A 19,571-nucleotide genomic window follows, 5' to 3' on the forward strand; every position below is an offset into this window, starting at 1 on the left:
GTGCTGCTTCCAGACCATCTACCAGACGACGCCGATCCCGATTCGGTGTTCGATGCCTTCACGACGTGGACCACAGAACGTGGGTTGACGTTGTATCCGGCCCAGGAAGAGGCCGTCATGGAGTTGGTGTCGGGAGCCAATGTCATTCTGGCCACGCCGACCGGTTCGGGTAAGTCGATGGTGGCGATCGGCGCCCACGCCTACGCGATGGCCACCGGTAAGCGCACGTTCTACACGGCGCCGATCAAGGCACTCGTGAGTGAGAAGTTCTTCGCGTTGTGCGAGGTGTTCGGTGCGGACAATGTCGGGATGATGACCGGCGACGCCGCCGTGAACTCACGCGCCCCGATCATCTGTGCCACCGCGGAGATCGTGGCGAATCTGGCGCTGCGTGAAGGACCGGACTCCGACATCGGCCAGGTGGTGATGGACGAGTTCCACTTCTACTCCGAACCCGATCGTGGCTGGGCGTGGCAAGTGCCCCTCATCGAGTTGCCGAACGCCCAGTTCCTGCTGATGTCTGCGACGCTGGGCGACGTTTCGTTCTTCTCTGACGATCTGACGAGTCGAACCGGCCGACCCACCGTCGTCGTTGCAGGCACCGAACGTCCGGTCCCGCTGATGTTCTCGTATGCGAGAACACCGGTGGGTGAGACCATCGAGGAGCTTGTGACCACCGATCAGGCGCCGGTGTACGTCGTTCACTTCACGCAGGCCGCAGCCCTCGAGCGCGCCCAGGCGCTCACGAGTGTCAACTTCTGTTCACGTGCCGAGAAGGACGCGATCGCCGAAGCGCTCGGCGGCTTTCGCTTCACCACAGGTTTCGGCAAGACTCTTTCACGCCTCGTCCGTCACGGTATCGGCGTTCACCACGCGGGGATGCTGCCCAAGTACCGGCGACTCATCGAAAAGCTCGCGCAGGACGGGCTTCTCAAGGTCATCTGCGGCACCGACACTCTCGGTGTCGGCATCAACGTGCCTATCAGGACGGTATTGCTCACCGGTCTGACCAAGTACGACGGAACCCGCACCCGGCACCTCCGTGCCCGCGAATTCCACCAGATTGCCGGTCGTGCGGGTCGGGCCGGCTACGACACCCTGGGCACGGTCGTGGTGCAAGCCCCCGAGCACGAGATCGACAACATTCGGGCACTTGCCAAGGCGGGCGACGACCCGAAAAAGCGCCGAAAAGTTCAGCGCAAGAAGGCACCGGACGGCTTCGTGTCGTGGGGGGAGCCGACCTTCGATCGACTGGTTGCCGCGTCGCCTGAATCGTTGGTGTCCCGGTTCGACGTGAGCAACTCGATGCTGCTGAATGTGATCGCCAGGCCGGGAAACTGTTTTCAGTCGATGCGCCATCTGTTGGAGGACAACCACGAAACGCGAGCCGTCCAGCGCAAGCACATCCTCAAGGCGCTGTCGTTGTACCGGGGACTACTCGGCGCGGGGATCGTGCAGCGGCTCGACGAACCCGACGAAGACGGACGGATGACGCGTCTGACGGTGGAGTTGCAGCGTGACTTCGCACTGAACCAGCCACTGTCCCCATTCGCACTGGCGGCGTTGGAACTGCTGGATCCCGAATCGGAATCGTATGCACTCGATGTCGTGTCGATCATCGAGTCGACGCTGGATGATCCGCGACAGATCCTCATGGCGCAACAGCACGCGGCGCGCGGTGAGGCCGTGGCGCAGATGAAGGCCGACGGCATCGAGTACGACGAACGCATGGAACTGCTCGAAGAGGTCACGTGGCCGAAGCCGCTCGAGGATCTGCTGGTACCCGCATTCGAGATGTATCGGGAAGGCCACCCGTGGGTCTCGGAGTTCGCGCTGTCACCGAAGTCGGTGGTGCGCGACATGGTGGAGAAGGCGATGACCTTCGCCGAACTGGTCTCGCACTACGGTCTTGCACGGTCCGAGGGCCTTGTGCTGCGCTACCTCGCGGACGCGTACCGCGCACTGCGGCAGACGGTTCCCACAGAAGCCCGTACGGACGAACTCGAGGATCTGACGGAGTGGCTCGGTGAGCTGATCCGCCAGGTCGACTCGAGTCTGCTCGACGAGTGGGAGTCACTCACTGACCCGGGAGCCGAATCGGACGATCAGCAGGTTGCGTTCGGTGCGGATCAGCCCCGGCCGATTTCGGCAAACACTCGCGCATTCCGGGTGATGGTGCGCAACGCCATGTTCCGACGTATCGATCTCGCGTCACGGAGACGGTGGTCCGAACTCGAGGGCCTCGACGACGGTATCGACGCCGAGGAGTGGGAAGACCAATTGGCGCCTTACTTCGAGGAGTACCGCACTGTCGGGACAGGGCCGACTGCGCGTGGGCCGCACCTGTTTCAGATCACGGCCGAGCCGGAATTCTGGCGTGTTCGACAGGTGCTCGACGACCCCGAAGGTGACCACGGCTGGGCGCTCGTCGCCGTGGTCGATCTACCGGAGTCGGATGCAGCAGGCGAGATCGTGTTCGACGAACTCTCTATTGTCGAGGGTTAGTATGCTGTTCGAGGAGAGCGAAGGACAGGAAGGTCATCGGCCCCTGCTCTTCGAACTGGTTGCTGACGTTGCCGGCGATCCCGCCTTCGACTGCGAGCCTGCTCTGCAGGTCGAGTTTGCGTTGGGGAGCACTCTCGGTGAGATCGAGATCCGCGAGATCGACCCACACGATGTTGGGACGGGTGGTCGATTCGTAGACGAACCGCTTGTTCGTGAGGTCGGCGACGGTCTGCCAGATCGTCTGGGAGGCGTCAGGTTTCCCTGGGTCCGGAATGCGAAAAGGCTGCGCAGCGTTGCGGATGACACTGAACATACTTGCGATGGCGTCTGTTCGACTCTTCGGTGTCGGTAACCGACTCGAGTAATACGCCGCCCGGGCAAATCTGTGCTCGGCGTCGGTGTCACCCGGGAGCGGTTGGTCACCGCCCAAACCTTCCCATCGACGCAGCAACTGGATCTGTTGGTCGTAGGTGGGTGAGTTGGTCATGACGCGAAACGAGGAGTCGTGGTAGATACGTGGCATACCGTCGATGTACTCGATGATCGCCGAGTCTCCCGTTGCGTCATCGAGCGCCAGGTGGATGGTGGGCGGATTCCCGCCTGTAGGGTCCGGCATCTGGACGACCTGAACCTTGGTCTGATCGATCCAGTCCACCGCCTCTGCGACGGTAGCGAAGTTGTCGAGAAAGTACTGCAACCAGATTGCTTGACTCAGCGCCGGACGCGCCTCGTCACGCTCGCCGTAAGTGGACTCGGCCAGCCATAGGACGTGGCCGGCCAACCCGGCTTCGTTGAGGCCGTCGACGGAGATGAGGTCGAACGCCGCCGCGATCACACTGCCGTACCGAGACGTCCACGTGAGTTCCTCCGCGACGCCATCGTTGCGTTCGATCCCACGTGGCTGACTCCACAAATTGGTCATGAGGTCTTTGTGGAAATCCATATTGCGTCCCACCAGCACCGCACCAGCGGGGTCGGGCCAAAGCACTCGGGTGCACATCGTCGATCACCGCTCCTCTGTCCGCGCCGCACCAGTACGAGGGGCCCCGTCGGTTACGCCGAGAAGGTCCTGTGTCTCTGATCAGCGTAGTACCCGGAACGACCCCACACGGCTGGTTCGTCGTCGAGGGTGCAGCTCTCGATCACTGGAGCTAGGTCCGCCGCCGAGGCTGATCACGACGCGCCGCATCCCGCTCCTTGAGGCGAACCTTCTCCTGACGGACGGCCGCCTGGGTTGCGCGTTCTTGCTGCAACCACTCGGGGCGGTCGGCGAGCAGTGCGTCGATCTGCTCGGTCGTCAGTGGCTCCGTCATCCCACCTCTCGCGAGTCCGGCGATCGAGACACCCAGCTTGGCCGCCACCACCGGACGAGGGTGTGGGCCGTGGGCGCGCAACTCGGTCAGCCATTCGGGCGGATTCGTTTGCAACTCGCTGAGCTCTGCCCGCGATATCGTGCCTTCCTGAAATTGCGCAGGGGTGGCGTCGAGGTAGACACCCAGCTTCTTGGCCGCGGTGGCGGGCTTCATCGTCTGGGTGCTCTTGGGCTGACTCATGTCGTCAAGGATAACGATGACGTGAACCCGCTCCGACCACCCGCCGGGGTCGACCAGCCCGGTACTCTGGCGACGTGACCGACGCGGCGAAGGACCTTCCGTTCCGACTCGCGTACGTCCCGGGCGTGACGCCCGCCAAATGGGTGCGTGTGTGGAACGAACGCATCGCGACCCGGCTCGAGTTGGTCTCGGTGCCCGCCGACGACGCCGCCACCTTCGTCCGGGCAGGTCTCGCCGATGTCGGCCTTCTTCGGCTGCCCATCGACCGCACGGACATGAGCGCAATACCGCTCTACACGGAGGTGTCCGTCGTCGTGGTCGCGAAGGATCATGTCTACTGCGCGGCCGACGAGATCGTCGTCGCCGATCTGGCGGGCGAGGTGGTGCTCGACCCCCTGGACAATGCCCTGCACTGGCCGCCCCACCTTGGCGAACGCGCCGCCGAACGTCCGCAGACGACTGCCGACGCGATCGAACTGGTCGCCGCGGGGGTGGGCGTCGTGGTGGTTCCGCAATCGCTGGCCCGACTGCACCATCGCAAAGACCTCACGTATCGGCCGGTGGCGGACGCGCCGCAGTCGCGGATCGCGTTGGCCTGGCGTGAAGACCACACCACCGAGTTGGTCGAGGAATTCATCGGCATCGTTCGCGGCCGAACCGCCAACAGCTCCCGCGGCCGAACCCCGTCATCCACCGAGAAGAAGCCCGCACGAAAGGCTGCCGAGAGTGCACGACCTGCGAAGGCGCGGTCCACTGCCCGCCGCGGCGGCCCCTCCCGACGCGGCCGGAGGCGCCGCACCTAGTCGGCGGCACTGGCACGCGCTGGAGCCGTTGCCGAGATGAGCTCCGCCAGCTGCGCGTAGCCCTCGGCATGGGCACTCGACGACCGATACACCAATCCGATCGTTCTGCCCGGTACCGGTGCCGCGAACGTTGCGGTGGCCAGCGGCCCGCGCCCGGTCTCCACTGGCACTGCCGACTGCGGCACGAGAGTCACCCCGAGGCCGCCCGCAACGCATTGCACGACCGTCGACAGCGACGTCGCGCGTGTATCACCGGCGATACTCGGGTGTGCGTCGATCGATCGGCACAGATCCAGCGTTTGATCGCGTAGACAGTGCCCTTCGTCGAGCAGCAGTAGCGGTAGCTCGTCGAGCACGCCCGGCGACACGCCCTTCTCCCCTGCCAGCTCGTGCGAGTCCGGTACCACGAGAACGAAATCTTCGGTATAGAGCGGAATTTCGACGATGCCGGGTGCGTCCGACGGCAGTGCCAGCACAGCCACGTCGAGCGTCCCGGCACGCAACGCATCGAGCAGCCTCGCCGTCTGATCCTCGACGACGTGTGGCACGAGGGACGGCATCTCGGTCCGCAGCGCGGGCAGCACTGTCGGCAGCACATAGGGCGCGACCGTGGGAATCAAGCCGATCCGAAGCGGTCCGGACAGCGTGTCACCGACCCCCGCCGCGGCAGCCACGAAACCGTCGACGGCGTCGAGGCTGACCTTGGCCTGTCCAAGCAGCCGCTCCCCCGCTCCGGTTACGAGGACTCTGCGGGTACTGCGCTCGATCAGGGTCACCCCCAGCCCGGTTTCCAGCGACGCCAGCGCCTGCGACAATGTGGGTTGGCTCACACTCAAACGTGCTGCCGCAGTGCCGAAATGCCTGCATTCCGCGATGGCGACGAACGCACGCAGCTGCGACAGTGTGGGCTGATAACTCTGATCAGACATGCCTATCAGTCTACCGACATCTATCGCCTTTACCTTTTGCCGGTCTCGAGGCAGAATGGACTCACACCAGAAAACGGCGGTCGGTGAGCACCTCACCCGACCCCTTCCGGTACCGAATTCCCGACGAGTACCTAAGCACTCCGTCGTGCACTCGACAGATGTTCACAAGACAAGCAGGAGGACGAAACACATGGCTCTGCTCACCATCGGCGACCAGTTTCCCGCATACAACCTGACCGCCGTCATCGGAGGCGACCTGTCCAAGGTCGACGCTCAGCAGCCCGACGACTACTTCACCACCGTCACGAGCGACGATCACAGCGGCAAGTGGCGCATCGTGTTCTTCTGGCCGAAGGACTTCACCTTCGTGTGCCCCACGGAGATCTCCGCATTCGGCAAGCTGAACGATGAGTTCGCCGATCGTGACGCGCAGGTTCTCGGCGCTTCGGTCGACAACGAGTTCGTGCACTTCCAGTGGCGCGCACAGCACGACGACCTCAAGACCCTTCCCTTCCCGATGCTCTCCGACCTCAAGCGTGAGCTCGCAGAAGCAACAGGCGTTCTCAACGCCGACGGCGTCGCGGACCGCGCCACCTTCATCGTGGACCCCAACAACGAGATTCAGTTCGTCTCCGTCACCGCAGGGTCCGTCGGCCGCAACGTCGAAGAAGTTCTGCGCGTGCTCGACGCGCTGCAGTCCGACGAGCTGTGCGCCTGCAACTGGAAGAAGGGCGACCCGACCATCGATGCAGGCGAACTGCTGAACGCGAGCGTGTAAACCATGACTGTCGAGAATCTCAAGAACGCACTGCCCAAGTACGCCAAGGACCTCAAGCTCAACCTGAGCTCCCTGGCTCGCACGACCGTCCTCAACGAGCAGCAGCTGTGGGGCACGCTCCTCGCCACGGCGGCCGCGAGCAAGTCGGCGACCACCCTGAAGGAGATCTCCGAGGAAGCAGCGGACACGTTGTCGGCCGAGGCCTACAACGCCGCACTCGGTGCCGCGTCGATCATGGGCATGAACAACGTCTTCTACCGCACCAAGGGCTACCTCCACGGCAAGTACGACGACCTTCGTGCCGGCCTGCGGATGAACATCATCGGTAACCCGGGTGTCGACAAGGCCGACTTCGAGCTGTGGTCACTGGCCGTGTCCGCAGTCAACGGCTGCAATCACTGCCTCGAAGCTCACGAGAGCACTCTCCGCAAAGAAGGTGTCGACCGCGAGGTCATCTTCGAATCGATCCGTGCCGCGTCCATCGTGGCCGGCGTCGCACAGGCCGTGGAGGCAGGCGAAATCCTCGCCGGCGTCAACGCCTGAGTGCGCTCGTGACCTGAAACGCTCGAGCAGTGTGGCCCCGTCCGACCGGACGGGGCCACACTGCTGTAGGAGCGGTCGCGTTCAGGCAGGAAATGTGAACTCCACCTTGCGTTCGTCCACATCGACGGTCGTGAGCCGCACCTTGGCGTACTCACCTTCCCTGGGATCACCGACGCAGGAGGCGATCGCCATCACCGAGGACACGAAAACCTCGGCAGTGCGCTTGTTCTCGTGCGACCGAAGAACGGTAGCCTCGAAAACCTCACCCACCCGGCTTTCGAGCATGGTGGCCTCCGTCAGGTCGATGCACGCTCGATCGATCTTGTTGGACAACGAATCCGAACCCGACATCACACCCGGCATCTCGGGCAGCGCTTCCCGCGCCCACGCCGGAATCTCACGGTCTGCCGAGATGGCCAGGCACACTTCGGTGGTGAATCGGTCCGACAAACGACGCAGCGGAGCCGTCACGTGAGCGTACGGCGCGGCGATCGCCGAATGCTCGACGAGCTCGGGAAGCGTTCCGTCGAAAGCCGCGTAGTCTGCACCGCGTAGCACTTTCGGTGCCTCCGACATGAGTGCAAGTGTAGTCGTGTCGTTGGGATCCAGGCCGGCCAGAATCTCACCTGCACCGACTCCATCGGGCCAGGCGATCCCGAGAGCAAGAGCCGTTTTACGCAGGTCGGCCAGCGCGCCCGGTGCCGCCCGCGGCAGGGTCCGCAGCAGCCCGACCTTCGCGTCGATCATCATGCGCGCAGCACACATGCCGGTCAGCAGCGACACTTCCGCATTCCAATCGTCTGCCTCGGTCCGGACAGCTGCGGCAACTCGCCACCTCGCATTCGCGTCCTCGACGACCTCCTGCTCCGGCAATTTCAGTTCGATGGCGCCCCTGGTTATTGCCGCCGCCATCCGCCGTTTCCCGAACTCGGGCAACGCGGTCAACGAGGGATGCAGACGTCCCGAATCCGCATCGGACTGCACCGCGGCGTAATCGAACCTCGCGACCGACCGGACGAGCGCTCGGGTGACCGACCACGACACGGGCTGCGCATTCACGTCCAACTCGATGTGCCACAGCACAGCCGGCCGTGTCCGATCGGGCAACAAGCTCGCAGACCCCTCGCAGAGTTCACGAGGATGCAGTGGGATCGATCCGTCCGGCAGATAGAGGGTCTGCCCCCGCTTGCGCGTCTCGCCGTCGAGGGCGCCACCGGGTTGCACGACCGCGGCGACGTCGGCGATCGCATAGTGCAGCACGTAGCCGCTGGCCGTGCGCGCGATGTGCAGAGCCTGGTCGAGGTCCTTCGATCCGGGCGGATCGATGGTGACCAATGCGAGGTCGGTTCGGTCCTCGCGTTCGTCCGCGTGCCGGTCGGTTGCCGAATCAGCTTCCTTCATCGCCTCGGCGGTGAACTCGTCGTTCAAGTCGAACTCGGTGCGAATCGATGCGAAATCGATCCCCCGCGCAACAATCCGGCTCAACGGCACGTTTCTTCACTCCAATCCGGTCCGCGAGCTTCGCGGACCTGCGCTCGTACGATCCCAACCTTGCCGAATCGCATCAGTTCTTCCAGTCGTCCTCTTCGCGGTCGGCTTCCTTGTTGCGCTCGGCCGCAATCTGGAGCGCCTTCTCCGCGGAGGCCCGATCAGGGTACGGTCCCATCCGCGACAGATAGCCCGTGGCCTTGCCCTGCGACACCGTTCCGTCGTCGACGTTGTAGTACCAGAGATCTTCTTCATCGCCCATGATTTCAGTGTTGCATCATGTTGCCCGTGTTGTGCTTCACATCGCGACTGATATTCTCGGGACTTGCCCGCACAGAGAATGGAGCAAGCATGTCCACGATCATCTTCGATCAGCTACTTCCCTACCTCGGCGCCGACGCCGCCACGTACTGGGCCCAGGTTTTGATGGTCAACCCGGTCTGACGGGTGACCACACGAAAGCCCCCGCCGATTCTCTTCGGCGGGGGCTTCGTCGTGGGCGGACGAGTCGGCGTGTAAGCCGGATCCTGTGCCCGGCGCCGAAGCACCGGGCGGCGATCATCCATCTGGGCACACCGTCGCCGGGTACCTCGAGCGGTTCACCCGCAGGCTCGGGCGAGCAGCCCTCGAACACCTGCGCAGCCCCACTCTCGCGAGTGTGGCCTTCAACCTTGCTCCGGGCGGGGTTTACCTAGCCACCCCGGTCACCCGGGGTGCTGGTGCGCTCTTACCGCACCGTTTCACCCTGACCTGCCCCAAGGGGCAGGCGGTCTGTTTTCTGTGGCACTGTCCCGCGAGTCACCTCGGGTTGCCGTTAACAACCGCCCTGCTCTGTGGAGTCCGGACTTTCCTCGATCCGGGGCCTGACCCTCACGCCGAAACGTAGTACCGGTTCCCCGAGCCGCGACCGCCCAGCCAACTCGTCCGCCCGAACAGAGTACTCGCCGCACCGTCCCGGGCACACATACAGGTGATGCTTCGTAAGCTGGGAGCGTGACGAAAACCGGAACTGAGTCCCGAGCGCACGCCTCGACGCCGAGGCTCGACTTCGTCCACGGCCGGCGCGACGATTCCGACCTCGTCATCATCGCGCACGGTGGACAAGAGAACTCCTACGCCCATACGCACGCGCGCCTGCCTGCGTTGCTCCGAATGTGGCCGTTCGTCCGCGCCGCCCATACCGCCGCTCCCTCGGCGGCAGTGAGCCTACTGCGCTACAGGTTCCGAGGGTGGAACGGGCAGCACTCGCACCCGCTCGAGGATCTGCGCGCAGTTCTGCGTGATCTACCGGCCGACGTACGCCGAGTCGTCCTGGTGGGGCATTCGATGGGGGCCAGGACCGTCGTGCAGTGCGCCGACGACCCGCGGGTAGCGGGTGTGCTCGCACTTGCACCGTGGTTGCCGGACGCGGAACCGATACCCAACCCGTCGACGGACTGGAATTCGGACACGTTCATCGTGACGGCACACGGAACCCGAGATCGAGTCACCGACCCACGCGCGACATCGACCTACGTGCGACGCCTTCGCCGGGCCACCCACGCGGCGGCGGAATTCCGGGTTCGTGGGGACGGCCACGCTCTGTTGGAGCGTCACGGCGACTGGGACGAACTGGTGCGACGTTTCGTGGCGTCCGCCCTGGGCACCACAGTCGATCCTGCGCTCGCTCGTGCGTCCACGAAGGATCCAACACATGTTCCCGACGAACTTCCCCGCTGGAGCAGCGGCGGCGGGCCAGGCGGCGCCGTGCTGTCGATCGTTCGCGCTCGGATCACTGTGTCGGTGCCACGGTCTATCGTCGGGGCATGACCAGGTACTGCGCACTACTCCGCGGAATCAACGTCGGAGGCATCAACATCAAGATGACGGATCTGCGCAGCGTGTTCGGCGAACTGGGTTTCACCGACGTGCGAACGGTCCTCGCCTCGGGCAATGTGCTCTTCGACTCGGACAACGCCGATGCCCGCGCACTGAAGGCCGACATCGAAAAGGCTCTGTCGGATCGTTTCGGTTACGACGCGTGGGTATTCGTCCTGGATGTGCACTCCATCGCCGACGTGGTGGCGGCCTATCCGTTCGAGCCCGATCGCGACGGGTGGCACTCGTACGTGGTCTTCGTCGAGGGCACGAGTGCCCTCGACGAACTGTTGACTTGTCGACGTGATCTCGACGGCGATCTGGAACGGATCGAGGGCGGCGACTCCGTCGTGTTCTGGGAGGTCGAACGCGGACAAACCCTGAAGAGCCCGTTCGGCAAGCACACCGGTCGAGCAAAATTCAAAGCCGTCACCACCACCCGAAACCTACGAACCCTCCGCAAGCTCGTGACGTGATGTCAGCGCAGATGTGAGGTGTCGTTCAGGTGTGACGTGTCGTTCACCAGTCGCACGGACGCACCCCCGTCCCGATAGAATTCCGCCACACTCAGGGACGCGAGGTCCAGGTGCAGCCGGTACAGCAACGACGGTCCGGCATCCAACGCAAGTTGCAGCAGGGTCTTGATCGGAGTCACGTGGGTGACCACCAAGACCGTCTTCCCCGCGTAGGTGGTCACGAGTTCGTCCCGAGTCGCCACGATCCGTTTCCGAACCTGATCGAAGCTCTCGCCGCCGGGCGGGTGCACAGAGGTGTCCGACAGCCATGTCCGGTGCAGATCCGGGTACTGCTCTGCGGCTTCCCGGAAGGTCAAGCCCTCCCACGCCCCGAAATCCGTTTCCGTCAGGCCGTCGTGGACGTTCACCGGTAGCTCCAGAGCGTCGGCCACGGCCCCGGCCGTCTGCTGTGCCCGGTCCAAGGGCGAGGACACGATCGCGTCGATTCCACCATGCGCGACCAACCGTGAGGCAGCACCCCGTGCCTGTTCTCCCCCCAGTTCGGTCAGGGGCGGGTTGCCGCGGCCCGAATAGCGGCGCTCGACCGACAGTGGTGTCTGGCCATGTCGCAACAACACCAGGCGCGTCGGAGTACCGACGTCACCCATCCAGGCCGGTGACGCCGGTGAGTCCCGGGCGGTCTTGACGGAACTGTCGTCCTCACCGTCCATGGCCTCGTTCGCCAATCGGTCGGCATGCGAGTTCTCGGCTCGCGGAATCCAGCTGTACTCGATTCGGTCGAACTGCCCTGCGATATCGGCAGCCCGGCGCTGCAGCGGGATCATGTCGCGGTGCTTGACTTTCCAGCGTCCACACATCTGCTCGATCACAAGCTTCGAGTCCATCCGCACTGCCACGTCGGACGCGCCGAGTTCCGCGGCGGCGGTCAGGCCGGCGATCAAACCCCGGTATTCCGCAACATTGTTGGTGACGACGCCGAGGCTTTCCTTGCGTTCTGCCAGCACGGATCGAGCATCCGCGTCGAGAACGACGGCGCCGTAACCGGCAGGCCCAGGGTTTCCTCGCGAACCACCGTCGGCCTCGACGATCACCGGGCCAATCACAGACCGGACTCCTTGGTGCGCACCAAGACTGCGCCGCACTCGGAGCACCGCACCACGGCGTCGGGGGCAGTACCGGCGATTCGGGAGATTTCACCCCGGTCGAGTTCGATCCGGCAGGCACCGCAACGCCGCGCCTGCAGCAGCGCCGCCCCGATCCCGTGCGACGCACGCTGCTTCTCGTACAGCGCTGTCAGTTCGTCGGGGAGTCCCTCCGCCAGACGTGATCGGTCTGCCGTGCGGGATTCGAATGTCGAATCCAGGTCGGCCATCGCATCGTCACGCCGCCGACGTGCGTCGATCAGCTCGTCTTCGATCTGCGTCAACTGTGCGCCGGCATGATCGTGGTCGGCCTGCGACGCCTCCCTGCGCTCCATCACCTCGAGAAGCTCGTCCTCGAGCAACCCTTGTCGGCGAACCAGGCTGCCGAGTTCGTGCTCGAGTTCCGTCAGTTGCTTGGCGCCCACGGTGCCACCCTCGAGAAGCTTTCGGTCCCGCTCTTCACGCTTGCGGACCGCGTCCACTTCACCTTCGAGTTTGCGGATGTCCCGGTCGAGGTCGTCCAAGACGATCTCCACACCCACGGCGGCGTCCTTGCGGGTCACCCGCTCGGCATCGAGGCGGTCGACCTCCTGCTGCTCGGGCAAGGTCTTGCGCTTGTGCCCGATTCGCGACAGCTCCGCATCGACGCCGGCGAGTTCGAGAAGCTTGGACTGCACCTGTGGTTCGACGTTCACGCGTGGTAACTCCTGCTGTCTGCTGTTGACGGTTGCTGCTGGAAATCAGCATCTGCAACCGTACCCCGGTGAACGACGGTCACCGTGCGCTGTGCGTCCACGGGTCGGTCCGAACGTCCGAGACGCGTACGTATACGCGGGCCGTGTCACCGAATGCATCGTCCAAGACCACTTTGGCTTGGCCGCACCACGGAAACTCGGTGGCCCAATGTGCCACGTCGATCAATGCCGGCCCCCCGGCCCGCAGGTGTTCATCCGCCGGGTGGTGACGCAGGTCCGAGGTCACATACGCGTCGACGCCCAGCTGATTCACGGTGTCGAGGAACGAGTCGCCCGCCCCTCCGCACACGGCCACCGATCGCACCTGCGCTTCGGGGTCGCCTGCCGTACGCACTCCCCAGGTGGTCTTCGGCAAGGCCTCGGCGACCCGGGCGGTGAACTCACGCAGGGTCAGAGGCGCGGCCAGGTTCCCGACCCTGCCGATTCCCTGCGCACTCGGAACATCGGCCATCTCGAACACGTCGAAGGCCACTTCCTCGTACGGGTGCGCCGCCCGCAATGCGGTCAACACCGCCGTCCGCAGCCGTCGAGGTGCGATCACCTCCACCCGGTTCTCGGGTAACTGTTCGAGCTCACCCACCGCGCCAACAGTGGGGTTCGCTTCCCCCACCGGCAGGAACTGACCGAACCCGGCAACTGTCCAACTGCAGTTCTGGTAGTTCCCGATTCGTCCTGCCCCGGCCTCGAACAGCGCGGATCGGACTGCTTCGGTGTCGCCGATGGGCACCATCACCGCCCACTTGTCGAGCGGTTCCGCCGGCTGCGGCTCGATGGGGCCGGTGACCGTCAGACCCAACGCCGCCGCCAAAGCATCGGACACTCCGGGGTCGGCCGCGTCGGCGTTGGTGTGCGCGGTGAACAGAGCACAACCCGCCCGGATCAGTTTGTGGATCAACCGGCCCTTCGGTGTGTGTGCACCGACCGTGTCGACCCCGCGTAGTAGCAGCGGATGGTGCGTGATCAGCAGTTGTGCCCCCGATTCGATCGCGTCGTCCACAACTTCCTCGGTCGGATCCACGGCCAGGATCACCGTGGTCACCGGTTCGTCGGGGTCACCGCACACCAAGCCCACCGAGTCCCACTGTTGCGCCAGCGACGGTGGGTACGCCCGCTCGAGTTCGGCAATGACGTCACATATTCGGACGTCGGGTGCACCGGAGTCTGCCACACGAACATCGGTCACAGGATCTCCTCCAAAGCACTGATGAGAACGTCGGTTTCGGTGTATCCGCGTACTGCCACCCGGAGGTGATCGCTCCCGAGACCCGGAAAGGTGTCGCCGCGCCGCACCACAATCCCCTTCGACCGGAGTCGGTGGCGCACTGCATTGCCGTCCGGAACCCGAACCAGCAGAAAGGGCGCCGCGGCGGGGCCATGCACGGTCACGCCGGTGGCAGTCAACCGGGCGGCCATCTCTCGGCGCTGATCCCCGAGACGGTGGGCTCGTTTTTGCGCCGAGGTCACGGCAGCCGGTTCACAACAGGCTTCGATGGCCTCGAGTTGCAGACTGCCCAACGGCCAGTGCGCTCGCCCCAGTTGCAGACGGTGCAGCACGTCGGGGCTACCCAGCGCGTACCCGCAGCGCAGACCCGCGAGTGCCCAGGTCTTGGTGAGGCTGCGGAGCACCACCACATCGGGCAAGGACATACCTGCCACGGATTCCGGTTCACCCGGAACCGCATCCGAAAACGCCTCGTCCACCACGACGATCCGCCCTGCTCGCCGAAGCGCGAGGATTTCCGAGGCCGGGTGCAGGACGGAGGTCGGGTTGGTCGGATTGCCGACCACCACCAGATCCGCCGCCTCGGGTACCTCCGCACCCGGTAACTCGTACGGCGGTCCCAGAGTTACTCGGGTAACCGGAACCCGCGCCTGCCGAAGCATCCATTCGGGCTCGGTGAAGGAAGGGTGAATCAGGGCCGCCAGAGTCGGCTCGAGTTTGGGCAGCATCGCGAATCCTTCGGCCCCGCCTGCCAGCAACAACACCTCGTCCGAGGTTCTGCCGTGCCGGGCCGCAACCGCCTCACGTGCCCGCTGATGCGCGGTTTCCGACGGATAGGACCCCAAAGTGTTCAAGGAGTCGGCCAGTCGGCGACGCAACCATTCGGGCGGTGCGTCGCCTTGAACGTTGACCGCGAAGTCGAGGAGTCCAGGCGCCGTCTCGGCATCACCGTGATGACGCAGGGCGTCCAAGTCGGCCGTTTCGATCGTCACAACTGTCGAGCCTACGACGACGCCGACCGCATCGGCACGACTCCACCTCGTGTAGGAGAATGCGACTGTGTCAGACAGTTCCCATCACGCATCCCCCCGATCGCCGATCGTCCTCTTCGACCTCGACGGAACCCTCACGGACTCCGCACCGGGAATTCACGAGGGCTTCCGGCGTGCGCTCGCTGCTGTAGGCCTTCCCGAACCCACGCCCGACATGCTGGACGGCGTGGTGGGGCCGCCCATGGTCGACACCTTTCGGTCGATGGGACTCGACGAATCCACCATCGACCGGGCCATCGCCGCCTACTTGGAGTACTACGAGGACGCGGGCTGGTCCGAAAACTCTGTGTTCGACGGCATCGGCGACCTTCTGGACCGAGTCGGTCGCTTCTCCTGCCGTCTCGCGATCACCACGTCGAAGAACGAACGGATCGCCGTCCGAATTCTCACGCACTTCGGTCTGGACGGTCATTTCGAGTTCATCGGCGGCGCCAGCGACGACGGCAGCCGGCGAACCAAGTCCGATGTCATCGCCCATGCGTTGTCCGCGCTCGGAGCCACACCGACCGAGGGTGCAACGCGTGACGTGATCCTGGTCGGAGACCGCGATCACGACGTCGTCGGCGCGGCGTGTTGGGGAATTCCCACCGTCTTCGTCGAGTGGGGGTACGGATCGTCCGCGGAGTCCGTGGGCGCCCGGTGGACAGCCGCCTCCACCGCCGAAGTGGAAAGGATCATCGCCGAGCATGTCCGATAGCACCGGAGCCGCCACCCGGCTGCATGTCACGTTCGTGTGCACCGGGAACATCTGCCGGTCACCGATGGCCGAGAAGATCTTCGCGGAACATCTTCGTCTCGCCGACCTGGACGACGTGGTGGACGTGAGTAGCGCTGGAACCCACGGCTTTCATGTCGGCAGCGAGGCGGACCACCGAACGGATCGCGTGCTGAAGCGACACGGATATCCGACCGGTCACACCGCAGCGAAGGTGGGCCCCTTTCATCTCGGTGCCGATCTCGTCGTCCCGCTTGCAGTCGGTCACGACCGCCAGTTGGCCGCGCTGGGTGTGCCGACGGAGCGTCGACGGCTCCTGAGGTCCTTCGATCCTGTGGCCGCAGACGAGTCCGTCTCGGATCCCTACTACGGCGATCTCGCCGATTTCGAACGTGTGCACGACGAAGTCGTGGCGGCGGTCCCTGGCATGCTCGACTGGGTACGCGACCGCCTCGAGCTGCGCGACTGAACCCACGAATACATCCTCGACCAGCCAGACGCTACCGTGGACATGTGCGAAGGCTGAAGTTTCTGTTGCGTCCGGGCTGGGTGGTGCTGGCCCTGATTGTGGCCGGTTTCGCATATTTGTGCTTCACGGTGCTCGCGCCGTGGCAGCTCGGGAAGAACGCCTCGACCGAGGAACGCAATCAGCAGATCGCCGATTCCGTCGAAGCAGATCCTGTTGCGTTGGCCACTCTGTTCGATGACGGTCGCCCGGTGCAGGAATCCGAATGGCACCGGATCACCGCCGTCGGTTCGTACGTCGCGGACAGCGACCTTCTCGTCCGGCTACGTTCGATCGACTCCGCACCTGCCTACGAGGTACTCACACCCTTCCAGCTGAGCGACGGCCGCACGATCATCGTCAACCGCGGTTACGTGCGTCCGGTGCAGGGCACCCAGGCTCCGCCGATCGAGCCCGCACCCGCAGGCGAACACACCCTCGAGGGACGTATCAGAATGTCCGAGGGGACCTTCGCAGGCAAAGAGCCGTTCGCCGAGGACGGGCGCAAGCAGGTGTACTCCATCAACGTGTCCCAGATCGAGGCATTCACGGGCGCAGAGTTGATGGACGCATATGTTCAGCTCGAGCCGGATCAGCCCGGCGGTCTGGGCACCGTCCCACTCCCCCAACTCGATGCCGGCCCCTACCTGTCGTACGGCTTGCAATGGTTGGCGTTCGGAGTCATGGCACCGCTGGGTCTCGCATACTTCGTCCGCGCGGAATGGTTGGAGCGTCGCAGGGAGAAAACCAAAGCGGGCTCTGGCGACGACAACAAGCCCGTGGGTCCACAAGGACCGGGTGACGACGAGGAACCGGTGGTGGGCAAAACGTCAACCGCGTCGGAGTCCACGGCGAACCGTGACAACACTCATGCGGCGACGCTCACTGCGACGCAGGCGAAACTCGCTGATCGCTACGGCAAGCGCCGCTGAGCCGAGACCGCCCCCGATCTGCACAGCGCGGGACAGTTGTGCCCCACGGCGCAGATCCCGCACGGTCGGTGCGGGGCCACCGCCGAGCATCGGCCGGTGCTCCACCCCGTACGAGTACTCGGTTCGACCGCCGAGACCGACTCCGAGTGCCCCTGCAGCGGTTGCTTCGGCAACCCCTGCGTTCGGGCTGGGGTGTTTGGCGGCGTCTTTCCGCCACGCCTGCCATGCCTTTGCCGGCCTGCCGTGCACTATGGGCGCCGCCAACACCGTCAGGGCTCCCGTGGCCCGTGCAGGCACCAGGTTGACCAGATCGTCCCACCGGGCCGCCGCCCACCCGAATCGCAGGTAGCGGTCCGACCGGTAGCCGATCATGGCGTCCAACGTGTTGGATGCCCGGTAACCGATCAGGCCGGGAACACCGGCGACAGCGCCCCAGAACAGGGCGCCGATCGCCGCATCAGAGGTGTTCTCGGCCACCGATTCGAGCGCCGCCCGCGCCAGCGCGTCCTGGCCAAGATGGCTCGGGTCGCGCCCGCACAGTGAAGGCAGCACTTCTCGTGCGCCTGCGATGTCGTCACGCCCCAGCAGTTCGGCCATGGTCTCACCGGTGCGCGCCAGCGATGTTCCGCCGAGCACACACCACGTCACCACCGCTGTGACGGCGACCTGCCCGCCCCAGCCCATTCGTTTGGCTGTGCCTTCTGCCGCAGCGCCGACCACCGCCGAACCGCCGACCAGGAGTGCGACGTGCAGGACACCGGACATGCGCGAGTCTCGGTAGGTGCGGGTTTCGAGCCTTGCCGCACCGATCCCGAACCCGGCTACGGGGTGAAACCTTCGCGGATCGCCGAAGACCCGATCTGCCACCAAACCGACAAGCAGTCCGGTCGCTCGAGCCGTGGCATCACCATTTCGAAACACCACGTAGTTCTACCGCCTCGACCGACACGAACCGTTCACCGGACCCCACACGCGACTGTGTCTACCTGTATACGGATCCGCGCACTGATCAAGTGCTCTACGTCGGCAAGGGCCGAGGCAATCGGGCTTTGCGCATCTCTCCGAGACCAGGGAGCACGAGAAGACTCAACGGATCGCGGAAATCCGTGATGCTGGATACGAGCCGCGGATCGAAATTCTGGCCTTCGGACTCGACGAGAACACTGCGTACAAGGTGGAAGCTGCGGCGATCGACCTCATTGGATTCGAGAATCTGACCAACAGGGTCGTCGGGCGCGATGCGAAGCAGTTCGGTCGGATGTCCGTCGACGCGGTTCACGCGAAATTGTCGGCGCGAAAGCTCGAAAGGTTCGAGAATCGCCGCATTGCGATCACTGTTACGAACAGCTTGGCACTAGCGCGGGAACGACTCGGACCTCGCTTTGACGCCTCCTCCGATGATGCGACCGCAGCACTCTACGACGCGACCCGAGGTACCTGGCGAGTGGACCTGAATCGCGCCCAGAGTTGCGAATTCGCACTCGCCGTCAACGGTGGCGTCGTACGGGAGGTTTACCGGATCGCGCAGTGGCTTCCCGGAGGATCCACTCATTACGCGGATTCCGCGTCGAACCCGCTCGAAGACCGCTACGAATTCTCGGCAAGATCGCCGAAGACGACGTTCGGGGGATGTACCGGTTCGAACTGATCGGACCGTCGACACAGAACCCCATTCGCTATTTCGAACCCGGTGATACTCCCAACTGAGAGTTCGAGTGCGAAAAGGCGCGTATCATTCACTCTGAACGGGGAAAGAGTCTGCTATCACGCCAGGTTTACGGCTAGCTCAGGCGTTCGGCGGCAGCGGCGATGTCGTCGAGATCCTGTCGTAGGGCCTTCACGGTGGCGCGTTTCGCGAGCGGTCCGGCGAGCGTCATCAGCGCTTCCTGCACGGCTCCGAGCGGCCCGGAGTCGCCCGAGAACTCCATCGTCAGATTCGTTCCGGTCGAGGTGGGTGTCAGCTCGAACACCGTTCGATAACGCGCACGCCCGGATTCTGAGGTGACGACGGTGCGCTGCCCGGGTACGCAATCGGTCACCAGCATCTCTTCGCTCGCCGATTTGCCGAACATCACCCGCGTCTCACGCCACTGGGTTCCGATCCCGTACTCGCGGCCACCGTCGCCATCGAGGCGTTCGACTGCAGTGACACCGCGCAACGTGTCCGGTGTGGAATCAAGATCGGTGAGGACCGCCCACACCGCAGCCGGAGATGCGGCAATGGACCGGGCGACGGTGATGCGTTGTTCCACTGATTCACACCTTTCGAGCAGACGGGCCATACAGCGGTTCCGCGATGCCGGATCTTCTGCTTGG

General features: G+C 64.5%; 21 protein-coding genes, 1 other RNA gene and 1 pseudogene. 11 read left to right on the forward strand and 12 right to left on the reverse strand.

All coding sequences use genetic code 11. The annotated features are described in order from the left end of the window. Nucleotides 1–2,505 carry a DEAD/DEAH box helicase gene (locus ACZI8Q_RS01885; RefSeq protein WP_463371810.1) on the forward strand — a complete coding sequence of 835 codons (2,505 nt, stop codon included), beginning with the start codon at nt 1–3 and terminating at the stop codon, nt 2,503–2,505. Here ACZI8Q_RS01885 and ACZI8Q_RS01890 read toward each other — a convergent pair. Together ACZI8Q_RS01890 and ACZI8Q_RS01895 are read right to left on the reverse strand one after the other, a co-directional pair. Beyond that, a complete protein-coding gene (locus ACZI8Q_RS01890) occupies nt 2,489–3,505 on the reverse strand; it encodes a linear amide C-N hydrolase (protein WP_463371811.1) in 1,017 nt (338 codons plus the stop codon). The genes ACZI8Q_RS01885 and ACZI8Q_RS01890 overlap by 17 nt on opposite strands. 151 nt (nt 3,506–3,656) lie before the next feature. Continuing rightward, on the reverse strand, nt 3,657–4,058 hold the full coding sequence (locus ACZI8Q_RS01895; RefSeq protein ID WP_463371812.1) for a DUF5997 family protein: 402 nt from the start codon (nt 4,056–4,058) through the stop codon (nt 3,657–3,659). 74 nt (nt 4,059–4,132) lie between these two features. Here ACZI8Q_RS01895 and ACZI8Q_RS01900 point away from each other — a divergent pair, with 74 nt between their 5' ends. Continuing rightward, complete coding sequence (locus ACZI8Q_RS01900; protein WP_463371813.1) at nt 4,133–4,861, forward strand: LysR family transcriptional regulator substrate-binding protein; 729 nt, start codon at nt 4,133–4,135, stop codon at nt 4,859–4,861. On the opposite strand, the gene ACZI8Q_RS01905 is transcribed toward ACZI8Q_RS01900, so the two are convergent. Beyond that, nucleotides 4,858–5,790: a LysR substrate-binding domain-containing protein gene (locus tag ACZI8Q_RS01905; protein ID WP_463371814.1), complete on the reverse strand. Its 933-nt coding sequence runs from the start codon at nt 5,788–5,790 to the stop codon at nt 4,858–4,860. The two genes, ACZI8Q_RS01900 and ACZI8Q_RS01905, sit on opposite strands and share 4 nt — an antisense overlap. Nucleotides 5,791–5,980: 190 nt before the next feature. Between ACZI8Q_RS01905 and ACZI8Q_RS01910 the strand changes: the two genes are divergently transcribed. Together ACZI8Q_RS01910 and ACZI8Q_RS01915 are read left to right on the forward strand one after the other, a co-directional pair. Then, the gene (locus ACZI8Q_RS01910) at nt 5,981–6,568 is read left to right on the forward strand and encodes a peroxiredoxin (RefSeq protein WP_463371815.1); all 588 of its coding nucleotides are present in this window, start codon (nt 5,981–5,983) and stop codon (nt 6,566–6,568) included. Nucleotides 6,569–6,571: 3 nt separating this feature from the next. Then, nucleotides 6,572–7,111, forward strand: a complete 540-nt coding sequence (locus tag ACZI8Q_RS01915) for a carboxymuconolactone decarboxylase family protein (protein WP_463371816.1) — start codon at nt 6,572–6,574, stop codon at nt 7,109–7,111. 81 nt (nt 7,112–7,192) lie between these two features. On the opposite strand, the gene ACZI8Q_RS01920 is transcribed toward ACZI8Q_RS01915, so the two are convergent. The 3 genes from ACZI8Q_RS01920 to rnpB all read right to left on the reverse strand — a co-directional run bounded on the left by ACZI8Q_RS01920 (nt 7,193) and on the right by rnpB (nt 9,522). Beyond that, nucleotides 7,193–8,596 (reverse strand): RNB domain-containing ribonuclease, encoded by a 1,404-nt coding sequence (locus ACZI8Q_RS01920; RefSeq protein ID WP_463371817.1) that lies wholly within the window; start codon nt 8,594–8,596, stop codon nt 7,193–7,195. A 79-nt stretch (nt 8,597–8,675) separates the two neighbouring features. Next, nucleotides 8,676–8,861 (reverse strand): hypothetical protein, encoded by a 186-nt coding sequence (locus ACZI8Q_RS01925; protein WP_463371818.1) that lies wholly within the window; start codon nt 8,859–8,861, stop codon nt 8,676–8,678. A gap of 238 nt (nt 8,862–9,099) precedes the next feature. Then, an RNA gene (gene rnpB, locus ACZI8Q_RS01930) (RNase P RNA component class A) lies at nt 9,100–9,522 on the reverse strand. Nucleotides 9,523–9,592: 70 nt separating this feature from the next. Here rnpB and ACZI8Q_RS01935 point away from each other — a divergent pair. Together ACZI8Q_RS01935 and ACZI8Q_RS01940 are read left to right on the forward strand one after the other, a co-directional pair. Next, a complete protein-coding gene (locus ACZI8Q_RS01935; RefSeq protein ID WP_463371819.1) occupies nt 9,593–10,408 on the forward strand; it encodes an alpha/beta hydrolase in 816 nt (271 codons plus the stop codon). Continuing rightward, nucleotides 10,405–10,932 carry a DUF1697 domain-containing protein gene (locus ACZI8Q_RS01940; protein WP_463371820.1) on the forward strand — a complete coding sequence of 176 codons (528 nt, stop codon included), beginning with the start codon at nt 10,405–10,407 and terminating at the stop codon, nt 10,930–10,932. Before ACZI8Q_RS01935 ends, ACZI8Q_RS01940 begins: the two co-directional genes overlap by 4 nt. Nucleotides 10,933–10,934: 2 nt before the next feature. Here ACZI8Q_RS01940 and ACZI8Q_RS01945 read toward each other — a convergent pair whose 3' ends face one another. From ACZI8Q_RS01945 to cobC, 4 genes are all read right to left on the reverse strand, one after another. Continuing rightward, nucleotides 10,935–12,032 (reverse strand): bifunctional RNase H/acid phosphatase, encoded by a 1,098-nt coding sequence (locus ACZI8Q_RS01945; protein WP_463371928.1) that lies wholly within the window; start codon nt 12,030–12,032, stop codon nt 10,935–10,937. Further along, a complete protein-coding gene (locus tag ACZI8Q_RS01950) occupies nt 12,032–12,769 on the reverse strand; it encodes a zinc ribbon domain-containing protein (protein ID WP_463371821.1) in 738 nt (245 codons plus the stop codon). Before ACZI8Q_RS01950 ends, ACZI8Q_RS01945 begins: the two co-directional genes overlap by 1 nt. Nucleotides 12,770–12,848: 79 nt before the next feature. Beyond that, a complete protein-coding gene (locus tag ACZI8Q_RS01955) occupies nt 12,849–14,012 on the reverse strand; it encodes a Nif3-like dinuclear metal center hexameric protein (RefSeq protein WP_463371822.1) in 1,164 nt (387 codons plus the stop codon). After that, on the reverse strand, nt 14,009–15,121 hold the full coding sequence (cobC, locus tag ACZI8Q_RS01960; protein ID WP_463371929.1) for an Rv2231c family pyridoxal phosphate-dependent protein CobC: 1,113 nt from the start codon (nt 15,119–15,121) through the stop codon (nt 14,009–14,011). The genes ACZI8Q_RS01955 and cobC overlap by 4 nt, the downstream gene beginning before the upstream one ends. Between cobC and ACZI8Q_RS01965 the strand changes: the two genes are divergently transcribed. From ACZI8Q_RS01965 to ACZI8Q_RS01975, 3 genes are read left to right on the forward strand one after another with little or no spacing between them, the layout of a single operon-like run. Next, nucleotides 15,111–15,800, forward strand: coding sequence for an HAD hydrolase-like protein (locus ACZI8Q_RS01965; RefSeq protein WP_463371823.1), 690 nt, complete (start codon nt 15,111–15,113; stop codon nt 15,798–15,800). The genes cobC and ACZI8Q_RS01965 overlap by 11 nt on opposite strands. After that, nucleotides 15,790–16,287, forward strand: coding sequence for a low molecular weight protein-tyrosine-phosphatase (locus ACZI8Q_RS01970; protein WP_463371824.1), 498 nt, complete (start codon nt 15,790–15,792; stop codon nt 16,285–16,287). Before ACZI8Q_RS01965 ends, ACZI8Q_RS01970 begins: the two co-directional genes overlap by 11 nt. A gap of 44 nt (nt 16,288–16,331) precedes the next feature. Next, nucleotides 16,332–17,255, forward strand: coding sequence for an SURF1 family cytochrome oxidase biogenesis protein (locus ACZI8Q_RS01975; protein ID WP_463371825.1), 924 nt, complete (start codon nt 16,332–16,334; stop codon nt 17,253–17,255). On the opposite strand, the gene ACZI8Q_RS01980 is transcribed toward ACZI8Q_RS01975, so the two are convergent. Further along, complete coding sequence (locus ACZI8Q_RS01980) at nt 17,154–18,179, reverse strand: cobalamin biosynthesis protein (RefSeq protein ID WP_463371826.1); 1,026 nt, start codon at nt 18,177–18,179, stop codon at nt 17,154–17,156. The genes ACZI8Q_RS01975 and ACZI8Q_RS01980 overlap by 102 nt on opposite strands. Nucleotides 18,180–18,357: 178 nt before the next feature. On the opposite strand from ACZI8Q_RS01980, the pseudogene ACZI8Q_RS01985 reads away from it, so the two are divergent. Continuing rightward, a pseudogene (locus ACZI8Q_RS01985) lies at nt 18,358–18,438 on the forward strand (hypothetical protein); the annotation flags it as partial. A 261-nt stretch (nt 18,439–18,699) separates the two neighbouring features. Then, nucleotides 18,700–18,903, forward strand: a complete 204-nt coding sequence (locus ACZI8Q_RS01990; protein ID WP_463371827.1) for a hypothetical protein — start codon at nt 18,700–18,702, stop codon at nt 18,901–18,903. 133 nt (nt 18,904–19,036) lie between these two features. Here ACZI8Q_RS01990 and ACZI8Q_RS01995 read toward each other — a convergent pair whose 3' ends face one another. Next, nucleotides 19,037–19,507: an SRPBCC family protein gene (locus tag ACZI8Q_RS01995; protein ID WP_463371828.1), complete on the reverse strand. Its 471-nt coding sequence runs from the start codon at nt 19,505–19,507 to the stop codon at nt 19,037–19,039. Nucleotides 19,508–19,571: the final 64 nt, after the last annotated feature.

Source organism: Rhodococcus quanlei (assembly GCF_055231015.1).

Excerpts from the sequence above, each read along its gene's own strand:
- ACZI8Q_RS01890 (WP_463371811.1), bottom strand. The coding sequence starts at position 3,505 with ATGTGCACCCGAGTGCTTTGGCCCGACCCCGCTGGTGCGGTGCTGGTG.
- ACZI8Q_RS01895 (WP_463371812.1), bottom strand. The coding sequence starts at position 4,058 with ATGAGTCAGCCCAAGAGCACCCAGACGATGAAGCCCGCCACCGCGGCC.
- ACZI8Q_RS01905 (WP_463371814.1), bottom strand. The coding sequence starts at position 5,790 with ATGTCTGATCAGAGTTATCAGCCCACACTGTCGCAGCTGCGTGCGTTC.
- ACZI8Q_RS01910 (WP_463371815.1), top strand. The coding sequence starts at position 5,981 with ATGGCTCTGCTCACCATCGGCGACCAGTTTCCCGCATACAACCTGACC.
- ACZI8Q_RS01915 (WP_463371816.1), top strand. The coding sequence starts at position 6,572 with ATGACTGTCGAGAATCTCAAGAACGCACTGCCCAAGTACGCCAAGGAC.
- ACZI8Q_RS01925 (WP_463371818.1), bottom strand. The coding sequence starts at position 8,861 with ATGGGCGATGAAGAAGATCTCTGGTACTACAACGTCGACGACGGAACG.
- ACZI8Q_RS01940 (WP_463371820.1), top strand. The coding sequence starts at position 10,405 with ATGACCAGGTACTGCGCACTACTCCGCGGAATCAACGTCGGAGGCATC.
- ACZI8Q_RS01970 (WP_463371824.1), top strand. The coding sequence starts at position 15,790 with ATGTCCGATAGCACCGGAGCCGCCACCCGGCTGCATGTCACGTTCGTG.